Below are 14,480 nucleotides of genomic sequence, written 5' to 3'. Positions count from 1 at the left end.
CGTCATTTCTTCAGGCGGACGACGGCCTGACGCGAATCGTCGGTCTGGGGCAACGACGCCAGTTCGCCCAGCGTGAGCGGCTTGGTCGGGAAACGCAGCCGGTAGTAGCCCACCTCCTCGGTCGGCACGCCGCGCTCCTCGGCAATGATCTCGGCCACCGTCAGGCCGCAGAAACGGCCCTGGCACGGTCCCATGCCGCAGCGCAGGAACGCCTTCATCTGATTCGGACCGCTGCAACCCAGCTTGACGGTTTCGCGCACCTGCGCGGCGGTGACTTCCTCGCAGCGGCACACGATCGTGTCGCCGGTGGGACGCCGGAACGCTTCAGGGGCCTTGTAGAGCGTGTCGAAGAACTCGCGGCCCCGCACGGCACGGGCCAGCGCCTCGCGCGGCGCGGCGGCCTGGTTGTCGCGTTTGCCCGCATCGATGCGGCCCAGCAGATGCGCCGCCTGCAACGCGGCCAGCCGGCCCCGGTGTTCGGCCGCCACCGCGCCCGCGATGCCCGCGCCGTCCCCGGCCATGCCGATGCCGTCCACCGCCGTCGTGCCCCACTCGTCGACCTCCGGCTCCCAACAGTCCAGCGCGTCGTTCCACCGATGCGCCACGCCCACGGCGCGCGACAAGTTCACGTTGGGCACCACGCCTTGGTGCAGCATGAGCTGATCGGCGGGCAGAATCTTGGTGACGCCGCCGGCGGTGTAGCGCACGTTTTGCAGCTTGCCGTCGCCCAGCGCTTCCAGCGCCGTTACGCCCTTGACGATAGGCACGGCGGCCTTGACCGCGCGCAGCAGCTTCAGCCCCTTGCCCAGATACGGCGAGCGCAGAAAACCCCAGACCTTGGGCAGCGCCTGGCCCATGCGGCCGGGCGGCGTGGTTTCCAGCAGCGCGTCCACCTTCACGCCCGCATTCAGGTACTGCCAGGCCACCAGATACAGCAGCGGGCCGCAACCGGCCAGCACCGTGCGATCGGATGGCACGACACCCGAGGATTTCAAGAGAATCTGCGCCGCGCCCGCGGTGATGACGCCCGGCAGCGTCCAGCCCGGAATCGGAAAGGGACGTTCCTGCGCACCGGTGGCCAGCAGCAGCCGGCGCGCGTGCACGATGCGCGCCTCGCCCGCCACCGAATACGCCACCTCGAAGCCTTCCGCTGATTCGGGCGCCGTGCGCTGGGCCACGGCCCACACCGTCGCTCCCGGCACATAACGCGCGCCGGACTGCTGAAACGGCGGCACCAGCGTCGCGCCATGCCAATAGTCTTCGCCCAGAATGCCGCGGTCGGTAACCGGCGTGGTGGTGATCGCGCGGTAGATCTGGCCGCCCGGCGCGGGCTGCTCATCCAGCAGCACGGTGTCCACGCCCAGGTTCGCCGCCAGCGTTGCGGCCGCCAGACCCGCCGGGCCTGCGCCCACCACCAGCAAATCGCATTGCGTCGTGTCGATCATGCCTGCACCTTGCGCGCACCCAACTGGCGCTCGATCTTCATTCCTTCCCGCACGGGCGTCATGCAGCCCTGCTGGTTCGCTTGTCCGTCAATGGTGACCAGGCAGTCGTAGCAGACGCCCATCATGCAGTACGGCCCGCGCGGCACCTCGTTGACCGCGGTATCGCGACAGGCCTGCACGCCACCCGCAAACAGCGCGGCCGCCACGCTGTCGCCCTGACGGCACAGCATCTCGGCCCCATTGACCGTTACCCGCACCGGCGCGCCCTGCGCCTGCCGCTGCGCCTCGTCAAGCCGCTTGAACATGAAACCTCCGGGTCGAGAAGGGCGCCATGTCGTCGGCCAGCCTGCCGGCGGCGATCATGGGCGCCAGATTGAGCGCATGCGCGGCGGCAAGCGTCACGCCGCTGTGACAGGTGGCGACGAACGCCCCCGGACACGTTTCGGATTGCTGATAAATGGGAAAGCCGTCCTTGGACATGACGCGCAGCGCCGCCCAGCTGCGGACCACGCGCACATCGCGCAGCGCGGGCAACGTGCGCACCGCGCGGTCGGCCAGCGTGCCGAGGATGGGCAGGCCCACCAGGTTGTCCACATAGCCGGCCTCTTCCTGCGAGTCGCCGATCAGCCAGGTGCCTTCATCGGTCTGACGCAGCGTGGACAGCGGGGTTTCCAGCATGCGGCGCGTGCGCTCCAGCACGATGATCTGCCCGCGCTGCGGGCGCACCGGCACGTCCAGTCCCACCTGCTCGCCAAGCTGCTTGTTGGACAGGCCAGAGGCCAGCACCACCTTGTGCGCGCGCACCGTCCCGCTTGGCGTGGCGATATCGAACACACCGTCACGCAGGCGGATGCTCTGCGCCGGCCGCTGCGGCAGGTAATCCACAACCCGCTGTGCAAAACTCATGTGCAGCGCGCGCAGCAGCTTAAGCGGATTGGCGATGCCGTCCACCGGCGTCCACGTCGCGCCGCGCACGTCCGGCCCGATGCCCGGGACCAGGTCGGCGACTTCGGCGCGGTCCAGCATCTTCCAGTCGTACTGGGCCATGCCGGGCTGCGCGAGCAGCGTGCTCATGAAGCGGGTGCGCGCCTCGACTTCTTCGTCGCTCAGGAGCGCGTGCAGCCCGCCGCGCTGCTCCAGATGCACGTCGACCCCGGTCTCTTCCTGCAGCAAAGCCGCAAGCCGGGGCCAGCCGTTTGCCGATGTCATGGTCCACACGCCGTAGCGTGGCAGGCCCATGCCCTTGCTCTGCACCCACACCAGCCCGAAGTTTCCGCGCGAGGCCCGGTAGGCCACGTCGCCCTCGTCCAGCACGGCCACGTGGTCCAGCTCGCGCCGCAGCCCGTAGGCCACGGCCGATCCGACCAGCCCGCCCCCGATCACCGCCGCATCGTAGATGCCGCGGTGCGTGGGCGCGCGCGGCGCCAGTTGTTTCTCGTCCGTCATCAGCGTCCCTTTCCTACAAACAGCTTTTCCAGGCCGACGGCGCGGTCCAGGATGAATATGGCAATGATGGTCACGTAGATCAGCACCGCCGACACGGCTGTGACCAGCGGATCGATGGTGTCCTCGATATGCAGGAAGATGCGCACCGGCAAGGTTGTGGTGGACGGCGAGGCGATGAAGATCGACATCGTCAGTTCGTCAAAGCTGGTGATGAACGCGATCACCCAGCCGCTCACCACGCCCGGCAAGAGCAGCGGCAGCACCACGCGCCGGAAGGCCGTCCAGTTGGACGCGCCCAGCGATTGCGCCGCGCGTTCCAGCGCCGGGTCGATGCCCGCCGCCGACGCCAGCACCAGCCGCAACGCGTAGGGCATGACCAGGATTACGTGCGCCACCACCAGGCCGAAGTAGGTGCCGGCCAGATCGACGGTCGTGAAGAACTTCAGGAACGCCAAGCCCAACACCACGTGCGGAATCATCAGCGGCGACAGGAAGAACGCCACCAGCGCCTCGCGGCCGGGAAAGCGGTTGCGCGCGATTGCCAGCGCGCTGGGCACTGCCAGTGCGATGGCGAGCGTGGCCGACAGCGTGCCCAGCCCCAAGCTGAACCAGAACGCGTCGACAAAGCGCGGGTTGTCCAGGATGGCGCGGAACCAGCGCAGAGACAGCCCGCCCGACGGCAGCGAGATGAAGCCTTCGGACGTGAACGCGACCGCGCACACCATGACGATGGGCGCCAGGATGAAGAGGATGAACAGCGTGTGGAAGACGAGGCCGATGGGGCCGTTGCGAAATTGCATGTCAGCCTCCGGCCTGGTTGAACACCGCGCCGTAGCGGCGCTCGATGATGCGGTTGGCGGACAGCAGGACCACCACGGTCGCCACCAGCAGCACCACGGCAAGCGCCGCGCCCAGCGGCCAGTTCAGCGTGTTCAGGAATTCGTCGTACGCGGCCGTGGCCACGTTCTTCAGGCGGCGTCCGCCGATGATGGCCGGCGTGGCGAATGAGCTTGCCGCCATTGCGAACACCATGATGGCGCCGGACAGGATGCCGGGCATCACCTGCGGCACGATTACGCGCCGGATCACGGTGAACTGGCTGGCGCCCAGCGACAGCGCGGCGGCCTCGGTGGCGGGATTGATCCGCTGCAAGGATGCCCACACCGAGATCACCATGAAGGGCACCAGCACGTGCGTGAGCGCAATGCCCACGCCCAGGTTGCTGTACATGAGGTCAATGGGCGTTGATATCAGCCCGATGCCCATCAGCGCCTTGTTGATGAGGCCGGTCGATCCGAACAGCAGCGCCCAGCCCAGCGTGCGGACCACCACGGATATCAGCAACGGCCCCAGCACCACCATCAGGAAGAGACCCTTCCACGGATTGGCCATGCGAGACAGCACGTAGGCTTCGGCCGTGCCAAGAATCAGGCATGCGACCGTCACGGCCGCGGCCACGCCAAAGGTGCGCGCGTAGATCTCGTAGTAGTAGCCGTCCGAGAAGATCTCGATGTAGTTCTTCCAGGTAAAGGTGGCCTGCATGCCGCCATAAAACTGGAAGTCGAAGAAGCTGATCAGGAACACCAGCGCCATCGGCACAACGAGGAACGTGGCGTACACCACCAGCGCCGGCGCGCTCAGCACCCACGGATTGGTGCGCGCGGTCATGAGGCTTTGCCTTGCGGCGCAGCGGCCGGATCGACGGTGCACATGTCCTGCGCGCGCCAGCGCAGATGCACAGGTTCGCCTTCGGCGGGCACCGGCACGCCGTCGTTCTGGCGAATCACCATGACCTCGCCAACTGACGTTTCCACCTGGCACAGCCAGTGATTGCCCTGGAAGACGCGCGTCTTCATGCGGCCGGGCAACGCACAGGCCGCGGGTTCGGAGAACAGGATCTTTTCGGGGCGGACGATCACGGCGCCCTGCGGCACCGGCGCGCCTTCCAGACCGATATGCGCCTCGCCGATGCGGGCGCGCATTTCGCCTTCGTATTGCTCGGCCTGCGGGGTGAAGACGTTGGCCTTGCCCAGAAAGCCGCCGACAAAATGGCTGGCGGGTCCCTCGTACGCGGCAAAAGGTTCAGCCACCTGTTCGACGCGCCCCTGGTTCATGACCACGATGCGATCGGACAGCGCCAGCGCCTCGGACTGGTCGTGCGTGACGAGAATGGTGGTGGTGCCGACGGTGCGCTGAATGCTGCGCAGTTCAAGCTGCATTTCTTCGCGCAGCTTGGCGTCCAGGTTGGAGAGCGGTTCGTCCAGCAGCAGCACGCTCGGCCGGATGACGAGCGCGCGCGCCAGCGCGACGCGCTGCTGCTGCCCGCCCGACATTTGCGCCGGATGGCGGTCGGCCAGATGCGACAGGCCCACGAGCTTGAGCGCGTCCGCCACGCGGGCCAGCCGCTCGTCTTTCTTGACGCGTTGCATCTCCAGGCCGAAGGAGACGTTCTCGGCGGCGGTCATGTGCGGAAAGAGCGCGTAGTTCTGGAACACCATGCCCAGCCCGCGTTTGTTGGCGGGCACCTTGCTGACGTCCTTGCCGTTCAGCACGATGCTGCCGCCGGACGGCTCGACGAAGCCCGCGATCATCTGCAGCGTGGTGGTCTTGCCGCAGCCGGACGGGCCCAGCAGCGAGATGAACTCGCCTTGGTTTACCGACAGGCTCAGGTTTTCAACGGCAGTGGTGTCGCCATAGCGCTTGCTCAGGCGGTCAAGCACGAGATAGGTCATGAATGCTCCCGGTGGGCGGCGCTGGCGCCGCCCTTATGCACACGCAGTCAGCGCTCGATTTCCCGCGTCCAGCGCTTGTTCCAGTCGTCCCGGTTCTGGTTGACGGTGTCCCAGTCGATCACGATGAGGTCGGCGGCACGCTTGCCGATAGGAAGCGGCACGCGAGGATCGTCAGCCACCTTGGCTTTCTTGTTGACCGGGCCATAGCCGTAAGCGGAGGCGAGCTTCTCCTGAACCTCGGGCGACACCAGGTATTCCACGAAGGCCTGCGCCTTCGGATTGGCGTTGGACTTGGCGATCGGACACACGGACGACAGGAGCGCGTACGCGCCTTCCTGCGGATAGACGAAGCCCACCGGGAAGCCCGTATCGGCAAAGGCCTTGACGCGGCCGCTGCCCCACACCGCGATGGTGGCCTGGCCGCTGGAGAAGAGTTCGGTCATCTTGCCGGGCGAGGGCTCATAGACCAGGACGTTGGGACCAACCTCGTTCTTGAAGGTGGTGAAACCCGGGTCGATCTTCTTTTCGCCGCCGCCACCTTCGCGGGCATATTCGACCAGCGTGTGCAGGCCGTAGGTGTTGTTGAGCGGCGGGATGACGAGCTGCTTTTTGTACTTGGGGTCCTTCAGGTCTTTCCACGAGGTGGGCGGGGCCCATTTCTTTTCGTCGAAGACCTTCTTGTTGTACATGATGCCGGTGGCGACGATGCCGATGGCGACGGCCTTGTCGTCCTTGTAGCGGGCGGTGGTGTAGATGTCGTCGGCGGGCAGGTTCTTGATGGGCTCGCAAAAGCCCAGCGCAATGGCCTGGTACATGGGACCGTCGTCGATGATGGCGACGTCGATCTGCTGGTTGCTTTTTTGCGCCTGCAGGCGCGCGACGGTGTTGGTGGAGTTGCCGGCGACGTAGTCCAGTTCGACACCGTGCTGTTTGGCGAAGGGCGGGAAGATGTCCTTGCGCATGATGTCTTCGAACGACCCGCCGTAGCCGGCGACCACCAGTTTCTGCTGCGCCTGTGCGTTTGCGCCCAGCCCGGCCGCGACCGCCGCGGCCGCGAGCACTGCAAGTACCTTGCTCATGAGAACCCCCGAATTTTGGAAGAGAACTGCAAGAACCGACTGATTTGTTGCCCGGCGACTTCATGTCCGCCGTACAATTTGTCCGTACATGAATGTCCGGACAAATAATGGATCCGGCAAGACTGCCTTGTCAATCGGTTATTGTCCGGACAAACCCTATAAAACCAATCAAGGAGGCTTCCCTCATGACCCGATCTTCCGAGCGCGCTGCCAGCCCAGGCGGGGAGCGGGAAGCGCGCGGCCGGCCTGGCGCGGCGCTCCCGGCTGACGTGGCGGGCGGACCGCGCTACAAGAGCATCTATCAATCGCTGTCGCAGGACATCAGTTCGGGGCGCTATCCCGTGATGACGCTGCTTCCGACTGAACATGAACTGTGCGAACAGTTCGGCGCCAGCCGTCACACGATCCGCGAAGCCATCCGCATGCTGACCGTTGCCGGCGTGGTGTCGCGCCGTCCGGGCGTGGGCACGCGCGTGGAAACGGCGCGCGCCAGCACGCGCTTCACGCAGCGCATCTCGCAGTTCCCCGACCTCCTGCAGTACGCACGCAATGCGGCGCTGCTGGTGCACGACGTGCGCACGGTAAAGCTCACCAAGCGTCTTGCGGAAACGCTGGGCTGCGAGCCCGGCCAGCAGTGGCTGCACATCAACTCCATCAAGACGCTCGACGACCCGGACGTCGCCGCGGCCTGCACCCTCATCTACGCCGATCCGGCGCATTCCGACGTGCGGGTCGACGTGAAGTCGCGGATCTCGCTGCTGCGCCTGATCGAAGACCACTTCGGCGACCGCATCACCGAGGTCAACCAGGAGTTCTCCGCCACGCCCATCAGCGCGGCGATCGCAAAGCAGCTCCAGGTCGACATCGGTACGCCGGGCTTCGTCATCACGCGCCGCTACTACGGTGATGGCGGCGTGCTGCTGCTTGCCACCATCACCACGTTCCCGCACGACAAGATGAAGTACTCGATGACGCTCAACGTCAGTTGATGCGCAGCGCGGCTCACGCGGACAAGCCATAGTCCGCGCGTGCCGCTTCGGCGCTGATCTTGCCATCAGCCAGGTCCTGCGCCACACGCGGCTGCGGCCGCGCCGATGGCGCCCCGTAGCCGCCGCCGCCAGGCGTTTCAATGCGCACGCTTTCGCCGGCAGCCAGGGCAATGTTCGCGGTCTTGGAGAACAGCTCCTCTTGTTGCGGCGTGCCGAAGTTGCGGATCAGCCGCGCACGGCGCCCGTCGCGCCCGCCATCCACGCCTGCGGCCACGCCGACCGTGTGGCTGTCCGAGCGGGCCGAGAACACGATGCCCGGCCCGACCGCGCGGATCTGCTTGGCGATCCCCATCCCGCCGCGCGTGCGGCCCGCGCCGCCGGAGTCCTGGATCATTGCGTACTCGTCCATCCGCAGCGGGTACTCGTTCTCCAGCGCTTCCACAGGCAGGTTCGACGTGTTGGTCATGTGCACATGCACTGCGTCCATGCCATCCGAATCGAAGCGCGCGCCCGCGCCGCCGCCCAGCGTCTCCAGATACACGAAATGGCCCGCGCGCTCGCGCCAGCGGCCCGAGAACACGATGGCGGGGCAGCAGTCGTTGCTGGACGCCATGGTCTTTTCCGGCGGCAACAGGCCGCGAAAAGCACCGAAGATCGCGCCGGCGACCTTCTGCGCGGTGATCGAGCGAGCGCCAACCGCGGCAGGGTGTTCGGGATTGGTGATGGTGCCCACCGGCGCCGCCAGCGTGATGGGGTCGAACAACCCCGCGTTGGGCGCCAGGTCCGGATCCAGCAGCGCCTTCACCGCGTAGTACACGCAAGCGCGCAACGCGTTGAACGGCAGGTTCATCGCGCCGCGCGCCTGTTTGCCGGATCCTTCGAAATCAAAGTGCAGATTGTCGGCGCTGACGGTCAGCGTCACCTGGATCGGCACCGGGTCACCCCCCATGCCGTCGTCGTCCAGATCGCTGCGGAACGTGTAGCTGCCGGCGCGCAGCTCGGCGATGCGGTTCAAGAGGCGTTTGCGGGTGTAAGTGATCACGTCGTCCACCGACCGCAACACCGCCTCCAATCCCATCTGGCGGATCAGGCCCTGCACCGCGGCGGCGCCACGGCGGTTGGTTGCCATCTGTACGCGCAGGTCGAGCACCCGTTCTTCCGGGTCGCGCGTATTGGCGCAGATCAGGCGCAGCAGATCCTCGTCGGTCTCGCCCGCGCGGGCGATGCGGCAGGCGGGGATGCGGATGCCTTCCTCGAAGATCGATTTCAGCCCCCCGGCGATCGAACCGGGCACCGCGCCGCCCACGTCGGAATGGTGCGCGATGTTGGCCGCGAAGAAGCGCAACACGCCGTCCCAGAACACCGGCGTGATGATGTTGATGTCAGGCAGGTGGCTGCCGTCGGCCAGGTACGGGTCATTGCAGATATACACATCGCCGTCGCGGATCTGGTCAGCCGGAAACGTGCGCAGGATGGCGCGCATGGCGCCGTCCAGCGATCCCAGGTGCAGCGGAATCTGCGTGCCCTGGGCGACGAGCCGCCCGGTGGCGTCGAACAGCGCCACCGAGCAGTCCTTGCGCTCCTTGATGTTGGTTGAGAACGACGCGCGCACCAGCGTGTTGTTCATGTCCTCGGTGATCGACAGCAGGCGGTTGCAGAAGACCTCCATGCCGATGGGATCCGCCAGCGTGGGCGTGGCGTCCGCGGCGCGGGATTGAACAGAATCAGGCTTACTCATGCGAGCCTCCTTGCAGGCGGATGATCAGGTTGCCGTACTCGTCGGCGCAGGCCTCATGACCCACGCCCACGACGGTGGTCGAGCTCATTTCCTCGAGCAACGCGGGGCCCGTGAACGTTGCGCCGGTGGGCACGCGGTCCCGGTCATAGACGGGAGTTTCCAGCCAGCCATGCGCCGGGCCGAAGTACGCCTTGCGCTGACCCAGCGCCGCGTCCTGCAGCGCGCCGCCCACGTGCCTTGGCGCAAGCGGCGCCTTCACGACCTGCCCGACGGCCTGCATGCGGCAGTTGATGATCTGCACCTTGCGGTCGTCCACGGTGTAGCCGTATTCGCGCTCATGCGCCTCTGCGAAGCGGCGCGCGAATTCCGCGTAGCCGCCTGCGCCGGTGTCGTCCAGGCTGACCTGCACCTCGAAGTTCTGACCCTCGTAGCGCGCGTCGATGGCGCTGTGGCATACGCGCAGCGCCGGGTCGACGCGTTCCGATTCCAGCCAATTTTGGGCCTGCGTGCGCAGGCCATCGAAGATCGCGGAGATCGCGGGCCAGCTATCCGCATCGGCCAGCGAAATTTCACTTTGCACGAAGTCGAAAGAGATATCCGTGAGCAGGATGCCGCGCGCACACATCGTGCCCGGCTCCTGCGGCACAATGACGACGGGAATACCGCATTCCTCGGCCACTTCCACCGCATGCAGCGGGCCTGCGCCGCCGTACGCATACAACGCGAAGCGCGAGAGGTCGTAGCCGCGCTCGGTGGAGACCGCGCGGATCGCACGGCTCATGTTGGCCGCGGCAATACGCAGAATGCCTTCGGCGGCCGCCTCCATGTCCAGCCCCAGCGGTTCGGCGACACGGCTGCGGATGACCTCGCGGGCGGCGTCCGCATACACCGGCATGCGGCCGTTCAAGAGCGCCACCGGGTTGAGCCGCTGCAGCGCAATCTCGGCGTCCGTGATGGTGGGTTCCTGGCCGCCGCGGCCGTAGCCCACGGGGCCGGGCACCGCGCCCGCGCTGTGCGGCCCGACCTTCAGCGCACCGGCGTCGTCCAGCCAGGCGATGCTGCCGCCGCCCGCGCCGATGACGTGGATGTCGACCATGGGTGTCTTGACCGGGTACCCGGCGACGTGGCGGTGCGACGTGAACAGCGGACGGCCTTCGCATACCAGCGAGACGTCCGTGCTGGTGCCGCCCACATCGAACGTCACGAGGTTCAGGGTGCCGATGGCGCGTCCCACCGCGGCCGCACCGACCACGCCCGCGGCCGGCCCCGACAGGCAGGTGCGGACCGGGTACTGGCGCACGGTGGCGATCGACATCAGGCCGCCGTTGGAGTGGATGGTGTGCGGCTCATGGCCGATGTCCAATTCACGCACGCGGTTCAGGAAGCGCTCCAGATAGCGCGCCATCTTCGGCCCGACCGCGGCGTTGAGCACGGTGGTGGACAGGCGCTCGTATTCGCGGAATTCGGGCAGCACGTCGGACGACTGGCTGATGTAGGCATCGGGCATCTCCTCCGCGACAATCTGCGCCGCGCGGCGCTCATGCGCGGGGTTGCGGTAGGCGTGCAGGAAGCAGATCGTCACGGCCTCGATGCCAGCTATTGCAAAGCGGCGCGCGGCATCGCGCACCTGCGCTTCGTCCAGCGCCGTCAGCACGTCACCCGCCGCACTCACGCGCTCGTCGACTTCGGCGCGGAATTCACGCGGTACCGCCACCGGCGGCTTGCCGACGCTGTAGTCGTACAGGTGCGGACGCGTCTGGCGGCCGATTTCCAGCACATCGCGAAAACCCCGCGTGGTGATGAGGCCGACGCGCGCCCCCTTGCGTTCGATGATGAGGTTGGTCGCCACCGTGGTGCCGTGGCCCACGTGCGAGACCTGAGATGGCGCGACACCGTGATCCGCGAGCATCTGGCCGATGCCCGTGGCGATGGCTTCGGAGGGATCGTGCGGCGTGGAGGGCACCTTGTGAAAGTGCACCACGCCGGCGTCCTCGTCGATCATCGTGAAATCGGTAAACGTGCCTCCGACGTCTATCCCTATGCGATACATATCGTTCGTTCCAAAAAATGAAGATCAGTCCAGCCGAATGCCGGCCTTTTTCACGACCTGGCACCACTTGTTGATTTCGTCCTTGATCATTGCGCCGAACGCGGGTCCCGCGACGTCCGATACTTGCGCGCCTTGTTGCTCCAGGTAGGTCTTCATGGCGGGCGCGTGCAGGATCTGCACGAGGCCGTCGGTGAGCTTGGTGCGCAGCGGTTCGGGCATGTTGGCGGGCGCCAGCATGCCGAACCACACCATGGCCTCGTAGCCGGGGTAACCGGCTTCGGCCACCGTGGGCACGTCGGGCAACATGGACGAGCGCTGCGGCGACGTGACGGCCAGCGCCTTGATCTTGCCGTCCTTGATGTAGGGGTACGAGGTCATGACCACGTCCATCATCATGTTGACCTGGCCGCCGACCAGATCGATGAGCGCGGGGCCGGAGCCGCGGTAGGGCACGTGCACCATCGACACGCCGGCGGTGGACTTGAACAGTTCGGCGGCCAGGTGGTTGGAGGTGCCTTGGCCGTTGGAGGCGAAGGAGTACTTCTCGGGCTCATTCTTCAGCAGGGTTACGAACTCCTGAAGGGTGTTCGCGGGGACCGACTGGTTCACGGACAAGACGTTGGGAATGGTGGCGACCACCGTCAGCGGCGTGAAGTCCTTGACGGCGTCGTACGGCAGCTTGGAGTAGATGCAGGGCGCACTGCCGTGCGTGCTGACCGATCCCATCAGGATGGTGTAGCCGTCGGCGGGCTGGCGCGCGACGAATTCGGTGCCGACGGTGCCCCCTGCACCGGGGCGGTTTTCAACGATGACGTTGGCATTCAGGCGTTGACCGAGGCCTTCCGCGATCTTGCGCGCCACCAGGTCGGTGGAGCCGCCGGCCGCGAAGGGCACGACGATGCGGATGACCTTGTCCGGCCAGGCGGCGCTGGCGGCCCCGGCGGCCGCAAAGAGCGTGATGCCGGCGGCAATGCGACAGCAACTGCGTAGTAGCCCTGTTTTCATGGCTTGGTTTCCCCTTGTTGATAGAACTTCGTGATGGCCGGATCATGCGTGTCCAACCTTGGTTCGCTGCAACAACGAGGTCATGCTAGGCCTCACGCGGAAATGACAGCAGTCCTACAGGTTTATATTTGTATAGATGCCATTTATGGACGCGCGGTGATGAAGAACCCGGACCTGAATCTGCTTCTGCATTTCGATGCGTTGATGGCATGCCGCAATGTGTCGCGCGCGGCCGAGGCGATGAATATCAGTCAGCCGGCGATGAGCGCGGCGATGAACCGGCTGCGCCAGTTGTTCGGCGATCCGCTGCTGGTGCGCGAGGGCGGGGCGTGGCAGCCGACGTTGCGGGCGCTGGAGCTGCACCAGAATTTCAAGCCGCTGCTGGAGGGCTGGCATCGCGCGACGCGTACGCGCGAGGCGTTCGATCCGGCGCATTCGTCGCGCACGCTGTCGCTGTATGCCACCGACTATGTGCAGTACACGTTGCTGCCCAAGCTGATCCCGCGGTTGGCGGTGGACGCGCCGCATTTCCAGTTGCAGATCGTGCCGGCGCGGCCGCAGCATGGGCTGAGCATGCTGGATACGAATCACGTGGAGCTGATCGCGGGTTACTTCCCGGATCCGGCGCCGGATCTGCGCACGCGCTTTCTGTACCAGGAGCCGGCGGTGTGCATCGTGCGCGAAGGGCATCCGTGTTTGCGCAAGCGCTGGAATCTGGACGCCTACCTGAGCTATGGACATCTGGATCTTGCGGCGCATACGCGCTACTTCAGCACGGCGATCGATCGCATCCTGATGGGACAGAACCGGAGCCGCAAGATCGTGGCGACGCTGTCGAGTTATCTGGTGTGTCCGTTCATCGTGGAGGGGTCGGATCTGATTGCGACGATGCCGGTGAGCATTGCGAAGGCGATGGCGGGGAGTGCGCGGATCGTGTCGCAGAAGGTGCCGTTGACGTTGCCGCCGATTGCGGTGTCGCTTTACTGGCACGAGCGCTATCAGGATGATCCGGCGCACGCCTGGCTGCGGCAGTATCTGGCCGGCGTGCTCGGGTAAGCGGCGTGCGCTATTTGAGCGGCAGGCAGATCAGGGTCTGCAATTCGGCGGGGGGCGTGTTGACGGGGTCGTTCAGGTATTGCTCGAACATGGGAAAGTCGGCGGGCGACATGCCGCTGGCGGGCAGCCATTCGGAGAAGAGCCAGTCGTACGGCTTGCGCATTTCGTTGTAGGGGCCGGTGTACTTGAGGACGGCACAGCGGCCGGCGGGGATTTCAAATCGCTCAAGCTCTTGTCCGATATCGGCATCGGGCGCGACGGCCATCCCGGCCAGCGATCGCAACTGGCTCTCCGGCACCTGTTCGGGGTCGTCGAAGTAGACGCCGAATCCTATGGCGTCGGGGGTTGCAATGCCCCGGCTGACGGCGAGCATGAAGGCGCGGGAGAAGACGGGGCCGATTTCCTGTTCATTGCCGCGATGGGGCAGGACGGCTAGGGTGATGCCGGGGAAGTCTTCGATGGCGATGGGGTACATGGCTAGCTCCTGAGGGGTGATGGGTTGGGAGCGGGCGGCGCGATACCGGCCCGGCGGGATGCCGAAGAGAGCGCCGAAGGCGCGGTTGAAGGCGGCTTCGGATTCATAGCCGGCGCGTTGGGCGATGTCTTTCAATGGCGTATCGGTGCTGGAGAGGTCGGCGGCTGCGCGTTGCATGCGGATGCGCTGGACGGTGGCGTTGACGGTTTCTCCGAGCATGGCGCGGTAGACGCGGTGGAAGTGATAGGGAGACAGGCAGGCCAGGTCTGCGAGCTGGTGCAGATCTGGCGTGGCGTCTGGGTTGGCGGCTAGCCAGCGTAGGACGGGGTCCAGGCGTTGGGCGTAGAGGGATCGCGTTGTGGGCTTCAATGCTTGCTCCTTGGTAGGGGCAATTTAGCTTTTGGATGTTTGCAGATTTTGCGGTTTTTTAGAGGTGTGGGGTGGGGCGTGTTGCTGGCGGGGGAG

The 14,480-nt window shown here is 66.0% G+C and carries 13 protein-coding genes; 2 read left to right on the top strand and 11 right to left on the bottom strand.

Annotation, left to right across the window (positions count from 1 at the left end):
- Window positions 1–2: 2 nt before the first annotated feature.
- From AC6LJW_RS20445 to AC6LJW_RS20415, 7 genes are read right to left on the bottom strand one after another with little or no spacing between them, the layout of a single operon-like run.
- Complete coding sequence (locus AC6LJW_RS20445; protein ID WP_056565920.1) at window positions 3–1,445, bottom strand: FAD/NAD(P)-dependent oxidoreductase; 1,443 nt, start codon at window positions 1,443–1,445, stop codon at window positions 3–5.
- On the bottom strand, window positions 1,442–1,750 hold the full coding sequence (locus tag AC6LJW_RS20440; RefSeq protein WP_056327675.1) for a (2Fe-2S)-binding protein: 309 nt from the start codon (window positions 1,748–1,750) through the stop codon (window positions 1,442–1,444). Before AC6LJW_RS20440 ends, AC6LJW_RS20445 begins: the two co-directional genes overlap by 4 nt.
- The gene (locus AC6LJW_RS20435) at window positions 1,734–2,891 is read right to left on the bottom strand and encodes an NAD(P)/FAD-dependent oxidoreductase (RefSeq protein ID WP_498088148.1); all 1,158 of its coding nucleotides are present in this window, start codon (window positions 2,889–2,891) and stop codon (window positions 1,734–1,736) included. The genes AC6LJW_RS20440 and AC6LJW_RS20435 overlap by 17 nt, the downstream gene beginning before the upstream one ends.
- Window positions 2,891–3,691: an ABC transporter permease gene (locus tag AC6LJW_RS20430; protein ID WP_105236818.1), complete on the bottom strand. Its 801-nt coding sequence runs from the start codon at window positions 3,689–3,691 to the stop codon at window positions 2,891–2,893. Before AC6LJW_RS20430 ends, AC6LJW_RS20435 begins: the two co-directional genes overlap by 1 nt.
- A gap of 1 nt (window position 3,692) precedes the next feature.
- Window positions 3,693–4,559, bottom strand: a complete 867-nt coding sequence (locus AC6LJW_RS20425) for an ABC transporter permease (RefSeq protein WP_056565928.1) — start codon at window positions 4,557–4,559, stop codon at window positions 3,693–3,695.
- Entirely contained in the window at window positions 4,556–5,623 is a 1,068-nt protein-coding gene (locus tag AC6LJW_RS20420; protein ID WP_056565930.1) for an ABC transporter ATP-binding protein, read from the bottom strand. Before AC6LJW_RS20420 ends, AC6LJW_RS20425 begins: the two co-directional genes overlap by 4 nt.
- Window positions 5,624–5,670: 47 nt before the next feature.
- Window positions 5,671–6,702, bottom strand: a complete 1,032-nt coding sequence (locus tag AC6LJW_RS20415) for an ABC transporter substrate-binding protein (RefSeq protein ID WP_056565933.1) — start codon at window positions 6,700–6,702, stop codon at window positions 5,671–5,673.
- 185 nt (window positions 6,703–6,887) lie between these two features.
- Between AC6LJW_RS20415 and AC6LJW_RS20410 the strand changes: the two genes are divergently transcribed.
- Complete coding sequence (locus AC6LJW_RS20410) at window positions 6,888–7,691, top strand: GntR family transcriptional regulator (protein ID WP_498088147.1); 804 nt, start codon at window positions 6,888–6,890, stop codon at window positions 7,689–7,691.
- Between the two features lie 13 nt (window positions 7,692–7,704).
- Here AC6LJW_RS20410 and AC6LJW_RS20405 read toward each other — a convergent pair whose 3' ends face one another.
- Genes AC6LJW_RS20405 through AC6LJW_RS20395 form a run of 3 tightly spaced genes read right to left on the bottom strand, consistent with a single transcriptional unit; the run spans window position 7,705 to window position 12,484 of the window.
- Window positions 7,705–9,429 (bottom strand): hydantoinase B/oxoprolinase family protein, encoded by a 1,725-nt coding sequence (locus AC6LJW_RS20405; protein ID WP_498088146.1) that lies wholly within the window; start codon window positions 9,427–9,429, stop codon window positions 7,705–7,707.
- Window positions 9,422–11,479, bottom strand: a complete 2,058-nt coding sequence (locus tag AC6LJW_RS20400) for a hydantoinase/oxoprolinase family protein (RefSeq protein ID WP_498088144.1) — start codon at window positions 11,477–11,479, stop codon at window positions 9,422–9,424. Before AC6LJW_RS20400 ends, AC6LJW_RS20405 begins: the two co-directional genes overlap by 8 nt.
- A gap of 24 nt (window positions 11,480–11,503) precedes the next feature.
- On the bottom strand, window positions 11,504–12,484 hold the full coding sequence (locus AC6LJW_RS20395; RefSeq protein WP_498088143.1) for a Bug family tripartite tricarboxylate transporter substrate binding protein: 981 nt from the start codon (window positions 12,482–12,484) through the stop codon (window positions 11,504–11,506).
- 159 nt (window positions 12,485–12,643) lie between these two features.
- On the opposite strand from AC6LJW_RS20395, the gene AC6LJW_RS20390 reads away from it, so the two are divergent.
- Window positions 12,644–13,540, top strand: coding sequence for a LysR family transcriptional regulator (locus AC6LJW_RS20390; protein WP_175125851.1), 897 nt, complete (start codon window positions 12,644–12,646; stop codon window positions 13,538–13,540).
- A gap of 10 nt (window positions 13,541–13,550) precedes the next feature.
- Here the strand turns inward: AC6LJW_RS20390 and AC6LJW_RS20385 are convergent, their stop codons facing one another.
- Window positions 13,551–14,384 (bottom strand): AraC family transcriptional regulator, encoded by an 834-nt coding sequence (locus tag AC6LJW_RS20385; RefSeq protein ID WP_498088142.1) that lies wholly within the window; start codon window positions 14,382–14,384, stop codon window positions 13,551–13,553.
- Between the last annotated feature and the right edge of the window lie 96 nt (window positions 14,385–14,480).

The organism is Achromobacter sp. 1012554356, from assembly GCF_059760815.1.
The sequence above is the reverse complement of the archived record's forward strand: the minus strand, read 5'-3'. Positions and strand labels throughout refer to the sequence as shown.

Bases quoted from the DNA above. Each gene is read 5' to 3' on its own strand.
- AC6LJW_RS20395 (WP_498088143.1), bottom strand. From the start codon at position 12,484: ATGAAAACAGGGCTACTACGCAGTTGCTGTCGCATTGCCGCCGGCATC.
- AC6LJW_RS20440 (WP_056327675.1), bottom strand. From the start codon at position 1,750: ATGTTCAAGCGGCTTGACGAGGCGCAGCGGCAGGCGCAGGGCGCGCCG.
- AC6LJW_RS20390 (WP_175125851.1), top strand. From the start codon at position 12,644: ATGAAGAACCCGGACCTGAATCTGCTTCTGCATTTCGATGCGTTGATG.
- AC6LJW_RS20400 (WP_498088144.1), bottom strand. From the start codon at position 11,479: ATGTATCGCATAGGGATAGACGTCGGAGGCACGTTTACCGATTTCACG.
- AC6LJW_RS20425 (WP_056565928.1), bottom strand. From the start codon at position 4,559: ATGACCGCGCGCACCAATCCGTGGGTGCTGAGCGCGCCGGCGCTGGTG.
- AC6LJW_RS20415 (WP_056565933.1), bottom strand. From the start codon at position 6,702: ATGAGCAAGGTACTTGCAGTGCTCGCGGCCGCGGCGGTCGCGGCCGGG.
- AC6LJW_RS20445 (WP_056565920.1), bottom strand. From the start codon at position 1,445: ATGATCGACACGACGCAATGCGATTTGCTGGTGGTGGGCGCAGGCCCG.
- AC6LJW_RS20405 (WP_498088146.1), bottom strand. From the start codon at position 9,429: ATGAGTAAGCCTGATTCTGTTCAATCCCGCGCCGCGGACGCCACGCCC.
- AC6LJW_RS20410 (WP_498088147.1), top strand. From the start codon at position 6,888: ATGACCCGATCTTCCGAGCGCGCTGCCAGCCCAGGCGGGGAGCGGGAA.
- AC6LJW_RS20420 (WP_056565930.1), bottom strand. From the start codon at position 5,623: ATGACCTATCTCGTGCTTGACCGCCTGAGCAAGCGCTATGGCGACACC.
- AC6LJW_RS20435 (WP_498088148.1), bottom strand. From the start codon at position 2,891: ATGACGGACGAGAAACAACTGGCGCCGCGCGCGCCCACGCACCGCGGC.
- AC6LJW_RS20430 (WP_105236818.1), bottom strand. From the start codon at position 3,691: ATGCAATTTCGCAACGGCCCCATCGGCCTCGTCTTCCACACGCTGTTC.